At 55.4% G+C, this 19663-nt stretch carries 12 protein-coding genes and 1 tRNA gene; 2 read left to right on the forward strand and 11 right to left on the reverse strand.

The genetic code is table 11. The features are described from left to right. Nucleotides 1-59 precede the first annotated feature (59 nt). From VI215_07320 to VI215_07335, 4 genes are all read right to left on the reverse strand, one after another. Nucleotides 60-2486, reverse strand: a complete 2427-nt coding sequence (locus VI215_07320) for a glucosamine-6-phosphate deaminase (GenBank protein ID HEY6192120.1) — start codon at nt 2484-2486, stop codon at nt 60-62. A 21-nt stretch (nt 2487-2507) separates the two neighbouring features. After that, nucleotides 2508-4253, reverse strand: coding sequence for a T9SS type A sorting domain-containing protein (locus VI215_07325; protein HEY6192121.1), 1746 nt, complete (start codon nt 4251-4253; stop codon nt 2508-2510). 222 nt (nt 4254-4475) lie between these two features. Further along, nucleotides 4476-7424: a TonB-dependent receptor gene (locus tag VI215_07330; GenBank protein ID HEY6192122.1), complete on the reverse strand. Its 2949-nt coding sequence runs from the start codon at nt 7422-7424 to the stop codon at nt 4476-4478. A gap of 14 nt (nt 7425-7438) precedes the next feature. Next, nucleotides 7439-8656: an ROK family protein gene (locus tag VI215_07335; protein ID HEY6192123.1), complete on the reverse strand. Its 1218-nt coding sequence runs from the start codon at nt 8654-8656 to the stop codon at nt 7439-7441. Nucleotides 8657-9269: 613 nt separating this feature from the next. Here VI215_07335 and VI215_07340 point away from each other — a divergent pair. Continuing rightward, entirely contained in the window at nt 9270-11576 is a 2307-nt protein-coding gene (locus tag VI215_07340) for a bifunctional YncE family protein/alkaline phosphatase family protein (protein HEY6192124.1), read from the forward strand. Nucleotides 11577-11648: 72 nt separating this feature from the next. Here VI215_07340 and VI215_07345 read toward each other — a convergent pair whose 3' ends face one another. The 5 genes from VI215_07345 to VI215_07365 all read right to left on the reverse strand — a co-directional run bounded on the left by VI215_07345 (nt 11649) and on the right by VI215_07365 (nt 17438). Further along, nucleotides 11649-12704 (reverse strand): glycoside hydrolase family 18 protein, encoded by a 1056-nt coding sequence (locus tag VI215_07345; protein HEY6192125.1) that lies wholly within the window; start codon nt 12702-12704, stop codon nt 11649-11651. Continuing rightward, nucleotides 12701-13609 (reverse strand): hypothetical protein, encoded by a 909-nt coding sequence (locus VI215_07350; protein ID HEY6192126.1) that lies wholly within the window; start codon nt 13607-13609, stop codon nt 12701-12703. Before VI215_07350 ends, VI215_07345 begins: the two co-directional genes overlap by 4 nt. Before the next feature lie 14 nt (nt 13610-13623). Further along, nucleotides 13624-13995: a hypothetical protein gene (locus VI215_07355; protein HEY6192127.1), complete on the reverse strand. Its 372-nt coding sequence runs from the start codon at nt 13993-13995 to the stop codon at nt 13624-13626. 63 nt (nt 13996-14058) lie between these two features. Continuing rightward, nucleotides 14059-16458, reverse strand: coding sequence for a serine/threonine-protein kinase (locus VI215_07360; GenBank protein ID HEY6192128.1), 2400 nt, complete (start codon nt 16456-16458; stop codon nt 14059-14061). Nucleotides 16459-16967: 509 nt separating this feature from the next. Then, nucleotides 16968-17438 (reverse strand): nuclear transport factor 2 family protein, encoded by a 471-nt coding sequence (locus VI215_07365; protein HEY6192129.1) that lies wholly within the window; start codon nt 17436-17438, stop codon nt 16968-16970. A gap of 262 nt (nt 17439-17700) precedes the next feature. On the opposite strand from VI215_07365, the gene VI215_07370 reads away from it, so the two are divergent. Next, nucleotides 17701-17973 (forward strand): AbrB/MazE/SpoVT family DNA-binding domain-containing protein, encoded by a 273-nt coding sequence (locus VI215_07370; GenBank protein HEY6192130.1) that lies wholly within the window; start codon nt 17701-17703, stop codon nt 17971-17973. Between the two features lie 274 nt (nt 17974-18247). Here the strand turns inward: VI215_07370 and VI215_07375 are convergent. Then, a tRNA-Phe gene (locus VI215_07375) sits at nt 18248-18320 on the reverse strand. A 47-nt stretch (nt 18321-18367) separates the two neighbouring features. Then, a complete protein-coding gene (locus VI215_07380; GenBank protein ID HEY6192131.1) occupies nt 18368-19519 on the reverse strand; it encodes a hypothetical protein in 1152 nt (383 codons plus the stop codon). Nucleotides 19520-19663 lie beyond the last annotated feature (144 nt).

Consider the following 19663-nt stretch of genomic DNA (forward strand, 5'->3'; position numbering starts at 1 on the left):
AAAGTTTTTGCGAGGGGATCGTACGAACGGAGACAGGGGTAAGGCTGGAAAAGTGCGGGTTACTCCTTTGCTTCGGTGGATTTCCGCAACTCGCGAACCCTATTGTAAAAGTACGGGAGATCCATTTCCTTCATGAAAATGAGCCCGCGCGCCGCGCGCATCCGGGGATGGGAATGCTTCAGAAAGAAGTCTTTGCCCAGGCAGGTCTTCACCGCCGCATATTGATCCACCTGGATGTTCTGCGCGAGCTCCGAGAACGGTCCGTCGTGCTCGTAACTCGGGAACGAAGCCGAGCTCTGGGAGCCGAAACAATTCATGAAGGATGTATGCATGAGAGAGAGTGTGTTCAGCGAAACCGGGACGAGAATATCGGCTTCTGCGGGCCGGAAGCGATACCAGATATTCCTGTACCCGAGCACGCGGATCGAGGAATTTCCGCTTTCTTTTTCGTACGTCCGGAGGGCCTCGGCGACAGCCTGGAGCGCCTTGTAATGGGTGTCGGGCCCGCTCCCCTCCGGGTCGAAGGCAACGGAGACCACGTCCGGCTTGACGCTCTTCAAAAGGGCGAGGATCGGGGGAACGTCCCTGTTTACTTTCGGCTCTTCCGAGAAAATATCTCCCTGGTAGAATCCGAGGCGCAGCGGGTGGATGGCGGAGTTCTCGATTCCGAAGTGCGCCCAGAGGAGTTCGACTTCCCACTCGCGGATCGTCCCTTTCAGCGTCTGGATGTCGGGCGGGTCCTTGGCTCCCGGATACTGTGTTCGGACGTATTCGTCGATTTCCTTCACCCGGAGCTGGAGCATCTTCATCTCCTTCGTGCCATAGACCCCGATCAGGTTCCGGAACAGCCTGCGCGCTTCCGCCTCGTCCTTTCGTTCCTGACCGTGAGCCGCGGTGCCGTCGAGGAAGAGATAGACATCCTCCATCCGCTTGCTGGAGTCTTCCGGGTCGAAATAGCCTGCTTCGAGAAGCGACCGGAACGTCTCCCCCTCAAGATGACGCTCCAGCTTTCGGACGATGCTCAGGAGGTACTGATTGGAGACGGCTGTGAAGCCCGACGTGAGGTTCGCAAAATAGTGCTGGTTGGTGGGGTCGCGCACGAGATGATAGAGATACGGGAGATAGCCGAGCATGATATCGTCATGATGCGGCTCGGTATGGAGGTACGTCGTCCGGGAGACCTGATGAAGCCCCTTCTCGAGTTTTTCGATGATCCGCTTCCGGGCGGAGTCCGCCAGATCGCCGTGATTCCTCCCCGTTTTTTTCAGGAGCCCGGCGCCAAACCGGTCGCTCTTGAAATCTTCCGCTGTCAGCTCGTGAAGGGCCTTTTCCCGCGAGAGCGCGAGTGTGATCACGATGTCGTCGGCCTGATCGAATCCCATCTCCCTGAGCCCGGAGAACTCCTCAAACTGCCGCTCGGTCAGGAGGCTCGCCGCCCCCTTGGTAAGGTAGAATCTCCCGTTTGCCAGTCCCTGGAGCGCGGAGGCCGGATACTGCGGGTCTTTCTTCTCTTCGATCGCCTGCCGGACGATGGAGGCCTTCGCATCGCCTGCCGCCATGATAATCGCCGTCACGGCGGGGTTGTAGGTGATCGTTTCGAGGCCGATCGTGATGACGAGGCGGCTCCTCGAAATCTCTATCCCCCCGAGATCTGTCGCCGCCGCAGCCTGTGTCTCGTAGTTCGTCCCCGTCAGCCGCGTGACCGAATAGAAACTCGAACCCCGGACGTTAAACGCGATGTGCCCGTCGGGGCCGATGCCGCCGAGAAAAAATCCGATTCCTCCCATGGAACGGATTTTTGACTCGTACTCCATGCAGAAGACGTCGACCTGGTTGATCACTTTCTTCTGCAACCGCTCAAGGTCGGTTCTTGTTTGCCGGACCCGGAGCGAAAGATCGACGACATTCTCCGGAAAGAGCTCCTGCATCGATCTCCCCCGGGGCAAGCCGAGCGATGTGCCGTTGATGAGCAACGCCTTCTCCCTCACGAGGCCGAACTGCTTGATGTAGAACTCGTTGACATAATAATAAAAGCTGTTGTGCTGCCGCGCGTCCATCGGATAAAACTCGTCGACCTGCACAAAGGTCAGGCTTTTCATATCCGGCGGCTTCGAGGAGTCGATTTCATACTCCTCGAGGAGGGATCGGATTTCAGGCGTCTCCCAGCGTTCGAGGATCCGCGTCACCCACTTGATGAAATATTCCGGCGTCTTGCCCGTCGGAAGGGAAATCACCCCGCCGGGGTTCTTCAGGACCCATTCGATAAACCGGAGCGCCGTGATTTTCCCCAGGAGCGGAAAATTGTCCACCTCGAGGACCCGGATTTTTTCGGTCGGCGGATAGATGGACTTCCGTCCGCTTCGCTTCAGCTCGAGCGATTCGACCGAGGACGTTCCGTCGGATTTCTTCACGGCGTCACCGTCCCCCGCTCCGTACCCGGAGATAAAAAAATGCGGAGAACCCTGCTTGCGCAGGATTCTCCACATTCGTTTTGAAGGGATCTGACACTACTTCAACAGCATCATTTTCTGCGACAGCCGGCGGTTCCCCTGTTCGAGGACATACACGTAGACGCCGCTGTTGAGACCGGACATGTCGACATTGACGTTATAGCGCGCCGGGTTCTGATTGACGTTGTCGACGACCGTCTTGACGAGCTGGCCCAGCACGTTGTATACTTTCAGGCTGGTCGCGCCCGAAGCGTTCAGGGTGTACCGGATGTTCGTGCTCGGGTTGAACGGATTCGGGTACGCCGCCCATAATTCAAATTTCGCGGGCGTCGCCGCCGGGTTCGTCGTCTTGACACCCGTCGGCGTTCCGGTCCACCAGTACGGATCGCCCTCAGGGCGGCCGTCGGTGCTGCTATTCTTGACCGGGGCGCTGGTATACTGCATATCCGCGGATTCGGGAAGAGGCCATGGGGGCGTCCAGGCGCCGGTACCCACCTGCGTGAAATTATAGCCGTAGGTCTCGGTGGTACCTGTCCCCGTCCGAACGGCGGCGAACCAGCTCAAAAGACCGACACCGTTGGCCCCGCCTGATGAGTTCAAAACACCGTCAATCGATGCGCCGAATCCGGGATCGACGTTCTGATTACCCGATGCGACGAGAAGGGGCCACTGCGCCGGAGTGTTGAACATATTGAGCGATTGGGCGTTCATGAACTCGGGGGTGTAGATAGAATCAACGTGTGCCGTGTCGTTCCATGCCGTCCAGTAATTCGTCAGACCCGAGGACCAGAAATAGACATTGTTCTTGACCTCGATTTTCCTTAGCAGCTCAGCTGCGGGGTCTCCCGCGCCGGTCGAAGCATGCCCCAGGAGAAGCGCAGCCGTCGTCGAGTCGAGCGGGCCCATCGTGATGATCGAGGCAACCGTGCCTGCGGTGAACGAATCCCACCCTCCGTTATACTCCGTCTTGTTTTGTCCGCCCGCGTAAACGTTATAAAAGATGTTATTGTTGAATACGGCGTTCACCATTCTGTCGAGGAAGAAGGGATTCTTGAATGTGTAGATGACATTGTTGTGAGAAAATTCGTAATACGATACGAACCCACCGGTGGCGGCGGTGGCGTACCCGCTGACGCACAACATCGTGTTGTACTTGATCATGATGGTGTCGGTCTTAAACGCGCCGATATAATTCTCGTTGCGGAGGAGCTCTCCGACATACCACTGGTTCGGCAGCGTGGTCATATTTCTGAACTTGCAGTTCGTAATGAAGAACTTGTCCCAGTTTCCGGCGTATCCGATTGCGAATTGGGACCATTGTTCGAAGACGCAGTTGTCCGCTTCGAGCCGTATGCTGTCAGCCGACAGTTGTATCGCCTGGCCGCTGCCGTAATTCACGCTGTTATTGATCGCGATCCCGAGCAGATAGAGGTTCTTGAAGACGCCGGTCGTTTTCGCCCCGTCGAGGGTGAACAGGAGCCCCGGTATCGAATTGTCCAGCAGAACGTCCGGCTGGATGCACGGAAGCTTTCCCGACGAGGGGTGCGGAACTCCCAGCACGGTGATATTCTCGTTCGTGGTGACCGTCCCGTCGAAGATATACGTCGTATCGAGGGAAACGAGCTTGTACACATGGTGGATTTTCGCCCCTCCCGCGACTGTATCGCCGTTGATGACCTGGTCAAGGGTCAGCGCATTATTTGCATAAATGACGAGGGTATCGCCCTGGGCGAGTACCCGGCCGGGCGCCATGATGAATCCCATCATCGCGCCTGCGAGCATAATGATAACGAAGTAACGCATGACTACTCTCCCTCCTATTATTGATCGTGGTGGTTGTTGCTCGTTCGGTTCATTCCGCATCCCCGTCATACTGTTGGTGCCTGGTGTTGAAACGGATCGCGCGCCTTGCGCAATGGGATACGGTCGTCCTTACACTCTTCCGGTATCACCTCCCTTTCGAGTTCCAGGCGTCGACCTGATAGGTATTTCACTCATCTTGGACTCAGTTGATTAATGTATGAATTAAAATCTCCAGCGCACCCCCACATCGCCCGCCAGCCCGTACAACTGTTGAGATGCCGGGACTCCGGTAAGGGCGTGGATGACGCTCACATCTGTGACCTTGCTGAGATTATTAATGTCGCCGTACAACTGGACGCCGCGCAGCGGCGCCGGAAGATCCTGTTTGACGGAGACGTCCCACCGGGTATTGGACGTGGTGGAAGTGTAGAGTTGCAGCCAAACCGGCGAAACACCCGAAGGGATCCCCGTGAAGATGTCCGCCTGGTACAGCATCGATACGCGAATCGAAAAGCCGAGATAATCGTACCCGACCGAGAGGTTGAGAATCTTGTTCGGCTGATAGAGAAGCGGGGCATGGTAGGATGTATCCACCGGCACCGGTACCGACCGGGGCGTCGGCTTGATATAAATGACGTACGGGTATTCGGAAGTCGAGAAGACATGCGTGTAGTTGACGTTCAGGACCAACCCGTCCAGGGGGTGGGGCAGGTACCAAAAATGCGTCTGCCAATCAAGTTCCACGCCGTAATTATCGATCCGCACGGGGCTGTTGATGTAGGTGCTGATCGTATATTGACCCCGCGGGGGCGTGCTCCCCAACAACCCGGGCGGATAGTAGGGTCTGGCTGCGGAGTCCTGCACGTTAAACGTCGTTGGATAGATCAAACCGTCGATCCTTTTCAGGAACCCGCCGACGGTAAACAATCCGATCGCGTTATCATAGAAAGACACGTACCCGTCGTAATTGGCGGAGCGCGTCGGGTTGAGCTGCGTGTTGTTCCACGCGATGGCGTTGCCGGTCGATACATCGATCCTCGGTATGATGGCCCGGTAGTCGGGATACGCCAGCGTGTTCGCATACGAGAGTCGCACGTCGAACCATGACAGGGGCTTATATCGGAGGATCACATCGGGCAGCCAGTACGAGTGGTCCACCGTGATCGTTGTGTCATAATGAAAGTAGGGCCCTCCGAGCAGCGATGAGGTATTTTGCAAACCGCGTGAGGCCGTGTATGTGGTGCGGAAATCCTGAAACCGGACTCCACCGATGATCGTGAGTACCTCTCCGAGATTGGCAGTCGCCATCCCGTAGAACGCCCCCTGATTCTCGCTCCCGTTGTAATTGTTCGTCGTGGAGTTGAAGTCGTCGTGAAAATAGGCAAGATCGCCCCGCTGCGCAAAGAGCGCGGCGTTGCTCTTCATGAAATCAACCATGTCCGCCATCATCCCGGAGTTGAGCGGCAACGCCATCGGGTAGTCGCCGTTGAGAAACGTTCCGTAGCTGAAGTCCGGGTCCATGAACGGAGTGAGCGGAATGCTCGTTCCGTACTGCGTTCCCAGCCCGAAATGCGAAGCGATCAAACTATCGGCAAACCGGGCGCTCACGAGGCCCAAACCCTGGCCGCCTGTCTGATCGTAAACGTACGAGCGTGTCTGATGGCGGTATTTCCCTCCGACTTTTATCGCTCCCGTGATCGATTCCATCAGGCTCACCGGCACATCGAGGTCCAGCGATGCGGACCAGGCGCGCTCCTTCGAGAAACTGTTATTGTTTACGAGAGCGTTGAGATAGGTGGAATCGGGGACATTGCGCGCGGCCGGCGGGATCGAACGCGGATCGACGTTCGCGGCATTATTAAACTGGCCGAGATTTTGATCGAGGTGCTGGAACGTGACGGTCCAATCCCCGGGGGCCTTCGTTTCGGCATAGCTGTGCGAGAATCGCGCGTTCACATGGACGAGGGGCAGCTGCTGTTCGACGCTGAGCACGTTCGTGATATTATTCAAGGTGGCGTTCGCATACCCGAGAGAATAGTTATGAAGGTTCGGCCCGGGACTGAACGATTCCCCTCTGTTGTAGACGTCGGTCACCCCGGAACTGAAGAAATTCGAGAAGATGATTTTCCCCTCCGGCAGCGTGTAGTCCGTCACGAGCGTGGCGTTGGCCCGCCTCCGGTCCCTGAGCACGTCGTTGAGGTTCAGCTTGAGGACCAGGTAATCGACCTGATTATTGTTCAATTTGTCGTACGAGCCCCCGAATTCGTTGGAAGAGAGATTCCTCCGTTCGACGTCACCCTGAGCGAAGACGCCAAACCGGCCGTCAAAGAATCTGCCGTCGACGCTCCCCACATACTTGTAGTTATTGTACTTGTTGTACGCATCCGATAATCCGGTGTATCCCCCCTGGGCCAGAAGTCCGAACCCGAGCCCCGGCCGTTCCCCTCTGGCGACCCGCATCTTGAAATTCACCGTCCCGCCCAGCACATCGGGATCCAGATCGGGCGTATTGCTCTTGATCACCTCGATATTATCGAGCGAGTAGGGCGAAATCATGCTGAGGTCGGCGCTACGGTCATTTGAAGCGGAGCTTGCCATCCGGACGCCGTCGACGGTGATCGCATTGTATTTCGGTTCAAGCCCGCGGATCACCACCTGCGTTCCCTCGCCGCCGACTCTGAGGAGCGAAACCCCCGGCAGCCTTCCGACCGATTCGGCGGCATTCGCGTCTGGCAGCTCCTGGATCCGGGCAGCCGAAACGACGTTCGTGATTTGTGCCGCAGAAAGCTGCTGGTTAATGGCCCGGTCTTGTCCGGCCGCCTGTGCCGTCACGACCACACCTTTGGTCTCCAGCGCGACGGCTTCCAGCCCGAACGTAAGCGACGTGGTCTGACCGTCGCTCACCTGAACTGTGCTGTCCAGTTCGGGCCTGTAGCCGATGCAGGAGGCCTTGACGCGGTGTGTTCCCGCGGGGACCAGGGAAATCGAGAAGTTGCCGTACACGTCTGTCGAAGCCCCAAGAGACGTTCCTTCGATGAATACATTCACGCCCGGAAGCGGTTCATTCGTCGTGTTATCCACGACTTTTCCGGCGATCTTGCCCGCGGGCCCGGCCTGAGCCGAACCTGCAATTAGCCAGAGGGCCACCAGGGACAGAACGATCGATCTCATGCTCGGCGATTTCATCAGAGTGTCACCCTGTAATCGGTGAAAAATTTTCTTATCGATAACGCTGCCGCACCCAGGAGGGGAGGCGTGGGCAACGAAGCGGGGAGTATCCTGGTCTCCCCTTGCTTTCCGAAGAAGGCCCGTTTGTTCAGCGTCTTCATGATCTCCGGATACATGATATCCCAGGCCTGGGTGATTTTTCCGCCGATGATGATCGCCTGCGGATCCACCGATTTGATGATGTTGGCGACCCCCAGCCCGATATAGTAGGCAGATTCCACCAGAACCTTCCTGGGGATCTCGTCGTGATCCCTCGACTGCTCGATGATGTCGTCCATCGAGACGCGGGGAGTGCGCGCCGGGTCGATCTTCTTCGCCGTAATGTATCGCTGAACCGTCGCCCGGTCGGAAGCGTACACTTCCCAGCATCCGGCGTTCCCGCAGGAGCAGGGGTCCCCGTCTTCGATCAGCGTCATGTGGCCGAACTCTCCGGCCGCGTGCGATTCGCCGTACAGCACTCTCTTGTCGACGACGATCCCCGCACCGATTCCGCGGTCGACAAGCAAAAACACGAAGCTCGAGAGATCCAGGTTGTGCTTGCCGAACCAGAGCTCGGCCACGGCCGACGCCTTCGCGTCGTTCTCGAGGGCGACGATCTCCACTCCCGGACAGCAATCACGCACGATCTGAGCCAGGTCCAGATCATCCCACCCCAGATTCGGCGCAAAGACGACTTTCGAAAGCGCGGAGTCGACAATCCCCGCCACCGAGACCCCGATCCCGGTGAACTCGGGAAAATGAAACTGCTTTCTGAGCGCGTCGAGCCGCTCGAGACACAGCTTGACAAACCGATCCGGCCATGCAGTTTCTGTTTCGAGGTCGACGCTTTGTTTTATGGTGCCGTCGATGTCGACGATCGCGATTTTGGTAGTCACCGAATCGAAATAGATCGCACCGAAGATGTGATTCCCCGTCCTGAGATGCAAGTTGATCGGGTTCCGGCCGACCGACCCGTCTTTCGCAACCTCCTCGAGCAGGAGTTGTTCTTCAAGCAGGCCCGCGACAATATTGGAGACGGTGCTCTTGTTGAGATTGGTGAGCTCCGCAATCCTGACCCGCGAGATCGGCCCGGCCTCTCGTATCAGGTTAAGTATCACGGAACGATTGAGATTTCTGACAACCTTCGAATTGAAGGTCGTGACCTGGGCATGCGCTTGTTTGCGATTCGATTTCATCGAACGATAATTTTCTCATGCTTGCCGTCCGGGGCGGCGGGAAGAAACTGAAAATAATGGCCTTTAAAGACCGGAGGAGGTATAAAACATTAGTTGGTTGTTGAAACCAATTAACGAGAAGGTAGTACATTTTCTCGGATTTGTCAAGTTATTTATTGATTCTTTAGCGTTCGGAGGATGTTTCGGGGTGGTAAAAGGACGACTACCGGAATTGCCTATTTCAGGCTGTATTGTATGATTAATTCATTTTCATGGACTCCCCGCGACCCATAGACAACCGCTATCCCTCCCTCGGCAGTTGTTTCTTGGTGGCCGCAATCTTGAGGAATTGTCTTATCTCCTTGACGCGAAGCCCGAATGTCCCTAAGGTCACGGCCTTCCAAAGAGGGACTATTTGTTTTTATCGGTCTGGTTTGTAACTAAATGATAACAATCTCGTTGATAATGTTAATGCCGTTCGGATATCACCGTTAGCTCCTCGAATTATTGAAAGACCGCAATGAAGCCTGATTTTTACAAGCTTGTAATTATTTCACTACATATCCTGGGCACGTTGGGATTGTCCTGCTCGGGAGCGCATGTCGTTCTCCCGGGTAAAACTGCTGAAGGGCGTATGCGTTTACCCAATGGGTGGTATATTACCCCTGCGGGAAAACAGATCGAAGTGGGCGATGGGCCGCTGAACTTCGATATCGACCCGGACGGCAATTATGCGATCGTATCAAACAACGGGGAAGGCGATCAAACGGTATGCGTCGTCGATGTGAAATCCGGCGTGGCGACGCAATCCATTCCTGTTCGAAGATCATGGCTCGGCATTAAGTTCTATAATAGCGGAAAGAACTTCGCGCTCTCCGGAGGTAACGATAACCGCATATTGCTCTATTCTTTCGACCGGGGAAAGGCGGTTCTGGCTGATAGTATCGTCGTCGGCAAACCGTGGCCCGATGAGGGAATCTGGATGGGCGGCATCGATATCGATGAAACCGCGCATCTTCTCTACATCACGGGAAAATACGACAGCACGTTCTATTGCTTCGATCTCGCAACAAAAGGACTCCGCAAGAAAGTCAAGCTGCCCGGCATGCCCTACACCTGTCTCGTTTCAAAGAGGCATCCGCAGGTATACCTCTCGCTCTGGAGCAGTTCATCGGTGCTGGTGCTCGATGGCGGGTTGAATGCCACGCTCGGCACCATCGCCGTCGGTCCGCATCCCAACGACATGGCGGAGTCTCCCGATGGCAAACGGCTCTATGTTGCTAATGCGAACGAGAACTCCGTTTCGGTTATCGATATTGGTTCCATGAAAGTCACAGAGACCATCGTTTCATCGCTCTTTCCTGATGCGCTCCCGGGATCGACGCCGAACTCTGTTGCTCTGACTTCTGACGGCAATACGCTCTATATCGCAAACGCGGATAATAACTATATCGCGGTGATGGATGTGTCATCACAAGACGGAAGCAGGTCGCTTGGGTTTATCCCTTCCGGATGGTACCCTTCATGCGTTCGGGTCAACCAGGCGAACGGCGATATTATTATTGCAAACGCAAAGGGCAATTCGTCGTTTCCCAATCCTCATGGTCCGATGCCGGGGCATAAGGTCCCGCATGTGCAGTACATCGGCTCGCTGATGAAAGGGACGCTGGAGATCGTGAAGAAGCCGCCACCCGAAGAACTCCGCGCGTACTCTGCGCAAGTATATACCAACTCGCCGTACCGGCGTGATACCGTTGCAAATCAAAAGGAGATCGCCAGACTTCTTTCTCCGATCAAGCATGTCTTCTATGTCATAAAGGAAAACCGCACCTACGACCAGGTACTCGGCGACATGCCGGAGGGCAACGGCGATACCAGCCTGACGTTCTTCGGCGAACTGGTGACGCCCAATCTTCACGCGCTCGCGCGCCAGTTCGTCCTGCTCGATAACTTCTACGTCGATGCCGAGGTCAGCGCCGACGGCCACAATTGGTCGATGGCGGCATACGCCACAGACTATGTAGAAAAGACCTGGCCTACGATGTACGGCGATCGCGGCGGCGATTTTGACTTCGGACCGGGGGCCAGGATTTCCTCGCCATCGAGCGGGTACATCTGGGATAACTGCAAGGCACACAATGTCACGTACCGCGATTATGGCGAGGCGGTGAATGTGCCGGAAAAGGTTGGCGACCCGAACACCGCCATGACTGCCGGCCTTGAAGGCCACGTCTGCCCGGACTACCGCGGGTTTGACATGGACTACTCCGATCTTGACCGCGAGGCGGTATGGGAGAAGGAATTCGACGCCTTCGAGCGTGACGGCGGGCTGCCGCAGTTCAATCTTGTTTATTTCCCCAACGACCACACGAACGGCACTGCAAAAGGCAAGGGAACGCCGCGCTCGTTCGCCGCACAGAACGATCTGGCGGTGGGCAAATTTATCGACAGGCTTTCGAAGAGCAAGTACTGGAAGGAATCCGCCGTGTTCATCGTCGAAGACGATGCGCAGAGCGGCTCAGACCACGTGGACGCGCACCGCACGACCGCCTTCGTTATCAGTCCGTACACGAAACACCGGTATGTCGATCACACGATGTACTCCACGAGCGGCCTCGTCGGCACCATCGAGCGCATATTCGGCCTGCCGCCGATGACGCAGTACGACGCAGCGGCAACGCCGATGGTGAACTCGTTCACTGCCGATGGCGATTTCGCACAGTACCATTACATCCCTGCAACCATCGACCTCAAGGAACAAAACCTCGCGTCCGCCTACGGCGCGAAGGAGAGCGAAGCGATGGACTTCTCCAGGCCGGACGAGATCAACGAGGCGTTATTGAATGAAATACTCTGGCGCTCGATCAAGGGCGCCAATGCTCCCGTTCCCGCTCCGCGCCACGGCGCATGGGTGATGGTGGGAGAGGAAAAGGAAGAGTAAGCCGGGCAGTTGTTGGTTCCCCCCCTTTGGGAGGAAGGGTCGAAGTGAATCATTTCCGGGCGATGCCGTGAATCAAGGCCCGAGCAATTCCTTGCCAATAATGGATAGTAATGGCTCGACTGAATCCGATCCATCCTGGCCGAGCGCCCAGATGATTGCCCCTCCGAGGTTCTTTCCCTTCAGCCATTGGCACTTTAGCCGGATCGACTCTTGGTCGTCGTAGGATATCACCCTTCTGGTCGATTGGTTGAGTAGATAGGGGACACTGTTGGTGGTATCCCATCTTCTCTGCCAACTGCCATGGGAAAAATCCGGAAGCGTCGCAAACGTCACCTCGACACAGCTATCGGTGCGGGCCCCGAGTCCGGCCCCTAATGGACAGTGATATTGCCTCCCATAAAACGGGAAACCAAAGAGGAGTTTCTTGGGGGAAACAGTGCGAAGAAGGAGCTCGATGTCGCTCTGAGCTATCGAAAGCGGCGCATTATCGTCTGCCGTCAATGAAACACACGTTGAATAGTCATACGTCATGACACCGATCCAATCAAGATAGGGGTCCAGTTCGGCCAATGCATATCCCCTCTCACCCACTGAAGGTGGAATCGCCATGCTGAGTGTATAATATGTATTGCCCGATCTCAGGGCACCGCTGATCTCTCGAATGAGCTTCGTTACGATCGGACGCTCATCGAGTGTGGGATACTCCCAATCGATGTCGACGCCGTCGTACTTGTTGGAGACGCAAAACGACTTGAGCGCAGAGACAAAGACACGCCGTTTGTTCGAATCGGAGGCGATTCCGGAAAAGTTTGAACTTCCGCCCCAACCTCCAACCGAGATCACTGCCTTCCTGTTGTTCTGATGCACTGTGCGCGCGAAGCCATCTATTTCAGAACGGATATCGTCTATGTTGAGTGTTCCATCGGGGTTGGGGATCGCAAATGCATGAGAAACATGCGTGATGTTCTCGTATTTTATCCGTGAAACGTCGTACCCGTTCCCGGAATTGAAATAGTACCCCACCACAATTCTCCCCCCGGCGGGCTGCTCAGCCCCCTTTTCATCGCCGCCGTTGGCGGCGATTGGGACAACAAGGGTAAGCATAACGATCATTGTTTTCAATTTCATGCCCCTACGACTCCGTGTTGGTGAGAAGAAAGGTTAATTCGTATCGATTCAATTCGTGCGACGTACTCCAGGGCGAACCGGGATGACTCGGGAATCTGGAGTTTCCGGAGTTGCTCATATGCCGTCCGGTAGTAGTTCTCGACAAGCCGGAGAATACTTTCCAATGGTCTTGGGGGAAACGGCGATTCCTTGCGCGGGGTTTCTGGATACATTCTGTTTGAGGACCGGATCAGCACGTTTATGACGTAGTTGTAGCGGTCCCGTTTCAGGTCTTCTGCCACGTCGAAGAAGTCGTCGAGCACTTGCGCTCCGCGTGATAGTTTATTTGCAAACGATTCCACGGCTTCAAACTCGCAGTACTTCCCCGTGAGAACACAGACCGCCCACGATCCGGTAAGAAACACCGAATTGATACGGGCATACTCATCAAGCAGGTGTTCCGGCCTCGAAGCCGGCGTACGCTGAAGAAGATCCGCCTCCTCGATCGCATCCCTGGTTCCCTCGATCAATCCGGGATACCTTTTCCAGAATATCGAGGGTCGGGGGAACAATCGCTCAAATCTTCGCCCAGCCTCCTTGAAGAGCGCGTCGGGAACGGATCTCAGGATCCGTGGATGCCTTTCCGGCTCGTCCAGCAGATCATCGTAGAGACGGAAAGCAACGAATAGCAGGTACTGTGCTTCAATGATTTCGGTGAGATGTGCGGCTCCCTTTCTATCGTTGCTTCTTCGCAATAGCCACTCCGGTAGGAGCATCCAGTAGGGCAGCTCCAAGGGCGGGAGTTGCGATGGATCTCCCGCCTTTCGCCGAGAGCGATATCCTTGCCAATACTCGACAAACGCACTTTGCTCGGTTGCGGAGAGCTTTGGAGTAAAGGGGCGGAGGATACCTGAAATCTCTTTCATGGGTAGAATGGATATCAAAGGCCCCCCCACGGATCAGGAGGTTTCTGGTCCAACGTCACCTCCCCCTTCGAGTGGTAATCACCCAGTTTTGCCGTAAAATAGACCAATGTTTCTCGTACTTGGATTTTGCCTGTCCAACCTTTGGGTGGAGCTACGTCGAACATTTTTTCGATCTCATTTATTACTTGGGATTTATCGATTATCCAGTCGGGGAGAAGGACTTTATTCATGGCGGCGACCGGACCCGTGCCCTGGTTCATATCATAGAGCGCGGCACCCAGCTTATCCAACTTGGCTTGTGTCAGGGGGACTCCGTTTTGATCGACCGTTCCATAAAAAAAGTTCGTCACATCTTGTAGGGTTGCCGAAACAGGTTTACCTGCCATTTCGTTTCTCCTTATATTATTGGTCACATTTTGGATATTGATTAGTTGGTGAAATGCGTTCTGCTATCTTTTTGCCTGATCACTCAGAGAATCCTTTGCCCGAAATTGCTTAAAAAATTTCAAAGCTGTTTGGGTATCTCCACTTTGCTCATAAAGCTTCCCCAGAATTGGGTAGATCTCAGAAAGCCCGGGATTCAATTTAAGCGCAGCACGGTATTCGTCCTTCGCTGAATCGACTTTTCCCAATTTTGAGAGACAATCGGCCAGGTGACGATGGTATGAAGGATCATTCAACTTCAGAGCGATCGCTTGACGGTAGAACTCCTCCCCTTTCCCGAAGAGCTCGTCGTCGGCATACATCTTTGCGAGTCCGGCGAACCCCTCCGCTGCAGAATCTCCCAGTTCCGCGCAGCGTTGAAGGTACGATACTTCGTACTTCAAGGCGTTAACGGTGTCACCCAGGCGCGTTGTAACGGCGGCAAGTAAACCGTAATTACCCTTGTAAACCGGCTTAATGGAAAGGGACGATTCGAGGACCTCTCTTGCGCGCTTGAGGTCGTGGAGACTTTCGTAGCATCCGGCGAGAAGATAATAAGCGGCGGAATACTGCCAACGCATTTGCATCACCGGTTTCAGATCCGCGATTGCCGCATCATAATTTTTTAGGATGTAATGATCGATGGCAAGATTGAAGAGCAGGATATTATTGTCCGGGGAAAATTCCAGCGCGTGCTGAAGTGCCCGTATCTGCCCCGCGAGGTCGCCGGACGCGTACGCCTCCGCCCAGCCGATCATCGCTTGGTCGAAAGGGCTGGCGGAGGGTTCGAGTCTCTTCAGGACAGCGATCTCCTGCCGCGCCTCATCAACCTTCCTGTGCCCCACCAATGTTGAGACGAGCCAGATGCGGGGAGACACGAATTCCGAGTCGAGGGCGATGGCCCGTCTGAGATAGGGCTCGCCGCCCGGTTCTATCCGGAAAATATAACGGCTCGCCTGGAGAAAAGCCTTCAGGGCCTCGACGTTGCGAACCCCATGTTGATACCACACGTTGAGTTCAGTTTCCCGGCCCGCTTCAAGCTGGTGAACCTGAAAATAGCTCCGGATGCCGGAGGCGATGGAATCTGCCGCAGCTGCCATATCCGGCTCCCCGGAAAAGGCGGCATCGGTCGAATAAACCACGCTGCGACTGCTCGCTTCCACGACCTGGGTGTGGATAACATAAGGTTTTGCGCCTGATCCGGACACCAAAGAAATTGTGCCATCGATGATATCGCTCAGTCCGACAGACCGGGCCGCGTCGAACAACTGCCCGGTCGTGTGTTGGGAATTCGATCCGCCGAAGGAGCTCTCAATGAGACCGTTCAAGCTCATCGGGTCGATGATGCCGAGCCCGCCTGTCCCCGTCAGCCGTTGCACAAGAAGACCTTGCAGAGCGTAGGCCCACTGATTCGGATCATTCGGCACCGCCAGATTGCGGTAAGGTACGATGCCGACACGGAGCGCGCCGGGGCGCCCGTGTGAACCATCCGGATTGTTTTGAACGAAGCGCCAGAGCGCTCCAGCCGCGACCAGAAGGATGGCAAGTACCAGCTGCACCCGGCGCTTCTGTGTCAGTGCTACCCTTTTCCGGGAGGGACCGGGCGACGTGGCACCCAGCGCGTTTAGCACTTCATCGGCAGACTGGAAACGCTGCGCCGCGTTTTTCTCGAGACACCGGAGATACACCGCTTGACACAGATCGGGAATATCGCCTCGCACAGTTCGGAGGTCCAGGGGCGGCTCATGCAAAATCTTGTACATGATCGCCTCGGAATAGTCTCCCGGGAACGGAAGCTGTTGGGCCAGCATTTCGCCGAGAACAATGCCCGCAGCCCAGATGTCGCAGCGCTGGTCGACTGTCCCCCCCGATAGCTGTTCGGGGGACATGTATGCGATGCTTCCGACCACGGCATTGGTCGCCGTAATTGTGGGCTCGCCGGACAACTTCGAAACGCCAAAGTCCAGAATCTTTACGGTGCCGTCCCGCATCAAAATTACATTGGCCGGCTTGATGTCTCGGTGCACGATTCCCTTGGCGTGGGCTGCCTGAAGCCCATGCAGAAGCTGCTGAAAGACGCGAAGGGCTTCGGCAACGGGGAGAGGTCCCCGGCCGATGCGGGCTTTCAGGGTCTCACCTTCGACGTACTCCATCGCAATGAACGATTGGGACCCCTCCCCCGAGGGTTCTGAAGCCTCGGCGTATTCGTACACAGCGGCGACATTCGGATGTTGTATCCGGGCCGCCGCCCGCGCTTCGAGCGCGAAACGGGGAGTCGATCGTGGGTCGTCCTTCGCGTGCCGCGTCAGAAACTTGAGCACCACGGTCCGGCGTAGATTCACATCCTCGGCTTTATAGACCACTCCCATGCCGCCTTCGCCGAGTTTCTCAAGAATCTTATAGTGGGATATTGTCTGACCAATCATGCCGGAGTTTGACGTGTCAATTGAAATGTCTGAGCACCGCGACAAGTGAAGCCAGGATGAGCCAAGGGATCCACGCACCTCAACCCGTGGTAGTTGAATGCGGATCCGCGACTGGTCGTAAGAAGAAACCTAGATGAGCTAAAAACCCCCGGGATTGGATATTGCTGCAGGAGGAAGGTAATGAATGATGACGAGATTGTCAACGCGGCGCGGCTCGTGGGCAGGTAGAGTCCCAATTTCACCGAACATGTCATCCTGAGGGAGCGTAGCGACCGAAGGATCTCGTCTTTCCGATCCGCGAGATCCTTCGCTTCGCTCAGGATGACAAAATAAGAAACTCCCCGCCGGCATCAAGCGACTCAGTTAGGTCCTCCTTCCTTAATCTCGTCATGCTGACATGCTCTTGGTCAGCATCTTTCAACGCTTTTAGAAGGACCCCGTCACCTCCTCCGACTGGGAGACATCAGGAAGGCCTGTGAAGTCTTTGGGAAGAACGTGCAGGAAAACGATCAGGGCTTCGCGACGCGCGTCAATTGATTGGCAACCAGTTGCCAGCTTCCCTTGCGCTTCACCCACACATGCATGCTCCGAAAATTGTCGGCGGTCGACTGGCCGCTGTATTGGCCCTTCAGAAAGACATGACTTTTGACGACCGCCACATTTCCATAAACCCGCACGTGAACTTGGTCTTCATTCGGGACGATGGAATCCAGCGCCGTCGCGCCCGATTTCAGATTCGCAATCCGCTCCGCCTTGGTCACGAGGACTCCGCTCGCATTCGTGAACAGGTATTCGTCGCCCCAAATCGAATCCAGTTTCTTCACATCTTTTTGTATCAGTGCCACGCGGTAGGTGGCGATCCTCTCCATCACCTCTTTGACACTGGCGGAATCGCCGACCACTTTCGGCGTTTTTGTCTGGGAAAACAGGTTCGGAGAGAGAAGAACAACGAAACTGAGCAACATCACGACGTGTCTCACGGGGATGCCTCCATAGATGATGGGTTGTTGGATTTAGGGATCACGTGTTCTTGGATAGGAGCACCCAAGGTACGGATGGGAAGGTAGCAATCACCAAGGAAAAACGCAACAGGCAGGCGGGGGAGCGCTGTGAATGAGAACGATGCCAGACGGTGATTTGTCCGTCCTTGGAAGCTACCTAATTGACTTGCTGCCTCTGAGTGTGTATATTGAGTTTGTAGAATATGATAATATGAATATACAATCATAACCTGAGGATGGCATGCCCGCCGTAAAAATCGGTACCAGTCGACAGGTGGTAATTCCAAAAAAGATTCATGATGAAATCGGACTCACGCCCGGTGATTACCTGGAGGTCGAACTCCACGATGGAAAGGTTGTCTTGACCCCAAAGACCCTCGTTGACAAACAAATCAAGGATCGTCTCAAAGAGGGTTTGGAAGACATCAAGAGAGGTCGGATCCATGGTCCATTCCATTCTACCAAGGACATGGTCCGCTCGCTCCGCAAGGGTAAGAAATCCAAGAAGAGGTGATGGATCTCTACTACACTGAGCGCTTTCGGAAGAGCTATGAGGAGGCTCCGCTCAAAGTTCAGCGGGCCTTCGATCGAAAGGTGGCACTGTTGGTAGGTGGCCTGCGCCACCCTTCGCTCAGAGCAAAGAAGTAAGACGAATCAAGAGATATCTGGCAGGCGCGGATTAACGACAATTGGAGATTCTACTTCACGATCGAGGGAGGGACATATTATCTCCTCGACATTATTCCCCACCCTAAATAGTCCTCCTCTAACCGCTACAAAAGGAAAAGTGGACAGGGGCGGAATTGAACCGCCGACACACGGCTTTTCAGGCCGTTGCTCTACCAACTGAGCTACCTGTCCAACGCTGGTCTGTTACGCGATGAGAGCCCCGGTATTTGAGACCGGGCTTATGGTTTCTGGAATGTCAGAAGCTCGCGGCAATCTGAGCTGAGGACGCGCAGTCCCTTCACTTCGGAGAGGCCCTGCGCCGACTTGGCCATCGATTCCCCCACCCGGCGCGGCAGATAGACCTTTCCCGTCGGCTTGAATCCCGCATCCCGGAAGAGAACCGTTATTTCGTTCGGAAAGTCGATGAAATCCGTTACGGTGAAGGCCGGCTCGACCACGATCGATACTTTTCCTCCCGACTTGAGAATCCTGGTGCACTCCCGCACGATACCCTTGAATTTCAGGATGAATTCGGCTTTCGAGGCGTCCATGCTCACTTCGAAATCGGTCGCCGAATCCTTCTGTGTGAAATCGGACGGCGGATCAAGGAAGATGTAATCAACCGATCCGGACTGCTCCGGAATCCCGGTCAGGAGGATGTTGTTCCGTGCAATGCGGTCGTCGATCGGATTGATATCGTACATCTTGTATTTCCGGTTGCTGAAATGCGGCAGCACATCGATGATGTCTCCCAGCGTTCCGCTTCCTGCGAACGGGTCGATAATGTAGTCGTCCGGCTTCGAGTAGTAGTAGAGCGCGTTCGCCACAATGTGGCCCGGCAGTCTTCCCTTGAAGCTCGGCTTTCCGAAGCGGGGGTCCGGCGTCTCGAATGTCCAGACATTGCGCTCGCGCAGGTCGAACCCGTATTTCGTACGCTCGTCGATTCTCTTGGCGACATCGTCGTCATGAATCTTCTTGCGAAGATCCGAGATTGTCCAGTGGTAATCGAGAGCCATCTTCTCGTACTGGTCCCGCTTCCGGGTCTCGTCGACTTTTGTCGCGAGATCGAAGTAAAATACCTCCGGCAGTTGACGTTTCTTGACGTCGGGGTAGTACGAGTAGTATTGCTGGCACTGCTTCAGCATCGAATAGGGAAATTTGATCCCGGGGTGCGATGTCACCATCTTCAGGACATGATCCTCGAACATCCCCGCCTTGCGGGCGACCGGCATCACCTTTTCGACAAGGAACCTGCCGAGGTCCCAGTAATTGTCGACGTTGAACGAGTTGAGCTCTCGTACAAGGTCCGCCACTGAAAACTGTTTCGGCTCGGTTCGCGATGCGCTTTGACGCGTTGCGGGCGCCGGTTTCTTCTTTGCTTTCTGTGCCATTGGTTTTCCTTCCCGGATATGCTCTTGCCGCCCGGCTGCGAGGCCGCCGTGAGTAAGAGGATTAAGAAACATGGTGAAGACAGACGATTAACGGCTCGAAATATACGAAAGATGCGCCGAAAAATCAACCTCCCCGCCCCCTTT

The organism is Bacteroidota bacterium, from assembly GCA_036522515.1.
Taxonomy (GTDB): Bacteria; Bacteroidota; Ignavibacteria; order UBA10030; family SZUA-254; genus VBOC01.